The organism is Roseisolibacter sp. H3M3-2 (assembly GCF_029211165.1).
In the GTDB taxonomy this organism is placed as follows: domain Bacteria; phylum Gemmatimonadota; class Gemmatimonadetes; order Gemmatimonadales; family Gemmatimonadaceae; genus Roseisolibacter.
Window position 1 is genome coordinate 1 of record NZ_JARGEK010000344.1, and the last position, 5,124, is coordinate 5,124.

3 protein-coding genes and 1 pseudogene are annotated in these 5,124 nt (G+C 72.7%); 2 read left to right on the top strand and 2 right to left on the bottom strand.

What is annotated here, in order from left to right; genetic code table 11:
* Positions 1–747 (top strand): annotated as a pseudogene (locus PYV61_RS20610) (hypothetical protein); the annotation flags it as partial.
* A 61-nt stretch (positions 748–808) separates the two neighbouring features.
* Here PYV61_RS20610 and pckA read toward each other — a convergent pair.
* The gene (gene pckA, locus PYV61_RS20615; RefSeq protein WP_275835156.1) at positions 809–2,428 is read right to left on the bottom strand and encodes a phosphoenolpyruvate carboxykinase (ATP); all 1,620 of its coding nucleotides are present in this window, start codon (positions 2,426–2,428) and stop codon (positions 809–811) included.
* Positions 2,429–2,445: 17 nt separating this feature from the next.
* Positions 2,446–4,752, bottom strand: coding sequence for an NADP-dependent malic enzyme (locus PYV61_RS20620; protein ID WP_275835158.1), 2,307 nt, complete (start codon positions 4,750–4,752; stop codon positions 2,446–2,448).
* Between the two features lie 56 nt (positions 4,753–4,808).
* On the opposite strand from PYV61_RS20620, the gene PYV61_RS20625 reads away from it, so the two are divergent.
* Positions 4,809–5,124, top strand: a 316-nt coding sequence (locus tag PYV61_RS20625) for a hypothetical protein (RefSeq protein ID WP_275835160.1), incomplete at its 3' end; no start/stop codon positions are given.

A 5,124-nucleotide genomic window follows, 5' to 3' on the forward strand; every position in this document is an offset into this window, starting at 1 on the left:
GCCGACGCCCCCGCCGCCTCCCAGGCGCCGCCCGCCGCCACGGCCAACCCGCCGGTCGAGGGGCCGCCGCTGGCCGCGCTGCGCGAACGGCTCGCGCGCGGGCTCGACGAAGCCGCGCGCCCCGAGGTCGGGTACGACGCGCACCGCCTGCTGCTGCTCGCCCTGGAGGCCGCGCTGCGCGGCGGCCCGTTCGACCGCGCCTGCTTCTGCGCGCTCGACGTCGCGGCCGGGACCTTCCGCGCCCGCTTCGGGCTCGGAGACGGCGTCGAGGCGCTGCTGGCGCGGCTCGCGCTCCCCGCGGCGGGGCAGGGGCCGGGCGCGACGCTGGCGCGCGGCGACGAGGCGTTCCTGTCGACCGGCACGCGGCTGCAGATGGCCGACGCGCAGCTGCTGCGCGCGTGGGGCGCCGCGAGCGTCGCCCTCGTGCCGGTCTCCGTCGCCGGCACCACGATCGGCGCCGTGTACGTGGACCGACGCGCGACGAGCGCGGGGCTCGACGCCACCGCGCTCGTCTACCTCCGCCGCGTCGTCGGTGCCGGCGGCGGCGCGCGCGCCCGCCTCCGCGCGCCCGCGCCGCCCCCCGTCGCCGAGCCGACGCCCGAGGCAAAGGGCGCCCTCGTGCTGCGCCTCCTGCGCGGCGAGTCGCCCGCCGCCGTCGCCGCCGAGTCCGGGGTACCGGTCGAGCGGCTCGAGCGATGGCGCGAGGAGTTCCTCGCCGGCGCCGTCGCCCGCTTGGGCGGGACGTGAGAGGGGAATCGGATCTGAAGGATCAGATCTGATCCGTTCGATCCGATTCCCCTGCTCTTGCTCAGCCCTTCGGGCCCGCCTGCTTGATCTCGGCGCCGACGGCCGCGCCGAACTTCTCGATGTTCGTCCGGAACATCTGGGCCAGCTTGCGCGCCTGCGCGTCGTAGGCCGCCGCGTCCGCCCACGTGCCGCGGGCGTCGAGCACCTCGCTCGGGACGCCGGGGATCGCCGTCGGCACCGCGAGCCCGAACACCGGGTCCGTACGCGTCTCGGCGGCGTCGAGCGCGCCGTCGAGCGCCGCCCGCACCATCGCGCGCGTGTGGCCGAGCTTCATGCGCTTGCCCACGCCGTAGGCGCCGCCGCTCCAGCCGGTGTTGACGAGCCACACCTTCGAGCCGTGCTCCTGCAGCTTGCGGCCGAGCATCTCGGCGTACTTCGTCGGGTGCCAGACGAGGAACACCGCGCCGAAGCAGGCGCTGAACGTCGCCTGCGGCTCGGTCACGCCGCGCTCCGTGCCGGCCACCTTCGCCGTGTAGCCCGACAGGAAGTAGTACATCGCCTGCTCGGGCGTGAGCCGCGCGATCGGCGGCAGCACGCCGAACGCGTCGGCGGTGAGGAAGACGACGTTCTTCGGGTGCCCGCCGCGCCCGCTCGGGACGTGGTTGCGGATGTAGTGCAGCGGGTAGCTGGCGCGCGTGTTCTCGGTGATCGACTGGTCCTCGAACTTCACGCGGCGCTTCTCGTCGAGCACCACGTTCTCGAGCACCGTGCCGAACATCTGCGTCGTGCGGAAGATGTCGGGCTCCCCCTCGGCGGAGAGGTTGATCACCTTCGCGTAGCAGCCGCCCTCATAGTTGAAGACGCCCTCGTCGCTCCACCCGTGCTCGTCGTCGCCGATCAGCGAGCGCTCCGGGTCGGCCGACAGCGTCGTCTTGCCGGTGCCCGAGAGGCCGAAGAAGAGCGCCGTGTCCCCCTCGCGGCCCACGTTCGCCGAGCAGTGCATCGAGAGCACGCCCTGCTTCGGCATCAGGTAGTTCATGATCGTGAACATCGACTTCTTCAGCTCCCCGGCGTACCGGGTGCCGCCGATCAGGATCTGGCGGCGGCCGATGTGCACGACGATGAACGTGCCGGTCCGCGTGCCGTGGCGGGCCGGGTCGGCCTGGAACTCGGGCGCGTGCAGCACCGTGAAGTTGGCCGCGAAGCCGGCCAGCTGCTCGTCGGTCGGGCGGATGAACATGTTCCGCACGAACGCCGCGTGCCACGCGTTGGGCAGCACGTAGCGGACCTTGAGCTGGTGCTTCGGGTCGGCGCCGCAGAACAGGTCCTGGACGTACAGCTCGGGGAGCCCGCTCAGGTACGCCTGCACGTCGCCGAGCAGCGTCTCGAAGTGGGCCTCGGTGATCGGCTGGTTGACCTTCCCCCAGTCGACGTCGGCCTCGCTCGACGGCTCGCGCACGACGAACTTGTCGTTCGGCGAGCGGCCGGTGTGCGGCGACGTGACGGCCACGAAGGGGCCCATGTCGGCGAGCGTGCCCTCGGCCCGGCGGACGGCGTGCTGCGCGAGCGCCGGCGCCACCAGGTTCCAGTGGACGTCGCCGGCGGGGGTGATGCCGAGCGCGGCGAGCGAGCGCGGGTCGTGGGCGACGGGCGCCGACTCGGGCGCGGTGGTCGTGGCCATGGGACGGGGTAGAGGGTTCAGAGGATGCCGGCCTCGCGGCCGCGCGGCTGGCCCGGGACGCGGGTCGAGGGCGCCTGGCGCCCCCGGGCCTGCGCGTCCATCACGGCGACGGCCGCCATGTTGACGATCTCCTGCACGTCGGCGCCCTGCTCCAGCACGTGCACCGGGCGCCGCATCCCGACGAGGATCGGGCCGATGGCCGTCGCCCCGCCGAGGTGATTCAACAACTTGTAGGCGATGTTCCCCGCGCTCAAGTTCGGGAAGATCAAGACGTTGGCCTCCCCCTGCAGGGTGCTGAAGGGGTAGCGCGTCCGCTGGATCTCCTCGTCGAGCGCCGTGTCGGCCTGCATCTCGCCGTCGACCACCAGGTACGGGGCCCGCTCGCGCAGGATCTCGACCGCCCGCGCCACCTTCTCGGCGTCGGGGTGCCGCACCGACCCGAAGTTCGAGAAGGAGAGCATCGCCACCCGCGGCTCCTCCCCGAAGTTCTGCACGATCCGTGACGCCGCGTAGGCGATCTGCGCCAGCTGCTCCGCCGTCGGGTCGATCGTGACCGTGGTGTCGCCGCAGAACACCACGCGCTTCTCGAACACCAGCATGTACATCCCGCTGAGGATGCCGGCCTTCGGGTGCGCGCCGATCGTCTCCAGCGCGGGGCGGATCGTCTCGGGGTAGGTCGCGTTGACCCCGGACAGCATCGCGTCGGCGTCCCCGGTGGCGACCATGCAGCAGCCGAAGTAGTTCTTGTTCGACAGCCGCTGCTGCGCCTCGTGCAGCCCGAGCCCCTTCCGCTGCCGGCGTTCCCACAGGTAGCGCACGTACGCCTCGCGCCGCGGCGCGGAGCGCGGGTCGAGGATCTCCACCTCGTCGATCGGGATCCCGTACTCGGCGGCCGTCCGCTCGATGGTCGCGCGGTCGCCGAGCAGCACCGGGTAGCAGATCCCCTCGTCGGCGCAGATCTGCGCGGCGCGGATGATCTTGGGCTCGTGCCCCTCGGGGAACACCACCCGCTTCGGGTCGCTCGTCGCGCGGGTGATGATGCCGCGCATGATCCCGCGCGCCCGCCCCAGCCGCGCCTCCAGCTCGGTGCGGTAATGGTCGACGTCGACGAACTGCTGCGCCACCCCGCTCGCCACCGCCGCCCACGCCACCGCCGGCGCCACCCACAGCAGCACGCGCGGGTCGAAGGGGAAGGGGATCAGGTACTCGGGGCCGAAGCTGACCTTCTGCAGCCCGTACAGCTTCGACACGCTCTCGGGGACGTCCTCGCGCGCCAGCAGCGCCAGCGCGCGCGTGGCCGCCATCTTCATCTCCTCGTTCACCGTCGTCGCGCGGGCGTCGAGCGCGCCGCGGAAGATGAACGGGAACCCGAGGACGTTGTTGACCTGGTTCGGGTAGTCGGAGCGCCCGGTGGCGATGATCGCGTCGTCGCGCACCGCCCGCACCTCGTCGGGGAGGATCTCGGGGACCGGGTTGGCGAGGGCGAAGATGATCGGGCGCCGCGCCATGCGCGCCACCCACTCCTTCTTCACCGCGCCCGCCACCGACAGCCCGACGAAGACGTCGGCCCCGTCCAGCGCCTCCTCGATCGTGCGCAGCGCGGTCGGCAGGGCGAAGCGCCCCTTGTACGGGTCCATGTCCTCGACCCGCCCATCGTACACGACGCCGATCCGGTCGCACATCGTGATGTGCTCGCGCCGCACCCCCAGCCGCACGTAGTGCTCGGCGGTGGAGATGGCGGCCGCGCCGGCGCCCGAGAACACCACCCGCACCTCGTCGATCTGCTTCCCGACCAGCTCCAGCGCGTTCAGCAGCGCGGCGCCCGAGATGATCGCCGTGCCGTGCTGGTCGTCGTGGAAGACGGGGACCTTCATCGTCTTCCGCAGCGTCTCCTCGATGTAGAAGCAGTCGGGGGCCCGGATGTCCTCCAGGTTGATCCCGCCGACCGTCGGCTCGAGCAGCTGGCAGAACTTGATGACGTCGTCCGGGTTCTCGGAGCCGACCTCCAGGTCGAAGCAGTCCAGGTCGGCGAACTGCTTGAAGAGGTTGCCCTTCCCCTCCATCACCGGCTTGCCCGCGAGGGCGCCGATGTTCCCGAGGCCGAGCACCGCCGTCCCGTTGGTCACCACCGCCACCAGGTTCCCCTTGGCGGTGTAGCGGTAGGCGTCCTCGGGGTTCTTCTGGATCTCGAGGCAGGGCGCCGCCACCCCGGGCGAGTACGCCAGCGCCAGGTCGCGCTGGTTCGTCAGGGGCTTGGTGGGGACCACGGCGATCTTGCCCGGGCGCCCGCGGGCGTGGTACTCGAGCGCGTCGTTGCTCTGCATCCGCCTAAGATAGCGGGTGCTCGGCGCCCGTCGGCGCACCCGCTATGCTTCCCGGGGTGACCGCCCGCCCGCTCGTCCTCCGCCTGCTCGCGCTGCTGCTGGCGCTGTTCCAGTCGGCCAGCCCCGCGCTGGCCGCCGTGGGCGACGGGGCGCTGGCCGCGGCGAACGGCGGCGGGCCGGTGGTCGCGCACGTCGAGGACGGGCAGTACGACGGCTGCGCGCCGGTCCACGCGGCCGACTGCGCGCTCTGCGCCTACCTGCAGGTGGCGGCCGAGCCGGCGTCGTGCGGCCTGCCGATCGAGCTCGCCGCGGAGCGCGCGGCCGTGGCGACGTGCCCCGCGGAGGACGCCTGCGCGGCGCGCCCGGAGCGCG

What these genes read in the sequence shown, in the direction of transcription:
- pckA (WP_275835156.1), bottom strand. Translation starts at nt 2,428, where the DNA reads ATGGCCACGACCACCGCGCCCGAGTCGGCGCCCGTCGCCCACGACCCG.
- PYV61_RS20620 (WP_275835158.1), bottom strand. Translation starts at nt 4,752, where the DNA reads ATGCAGAGCAACGACGCGCTCGAGTACCACGCCCGCGGGCGCCCGGGC.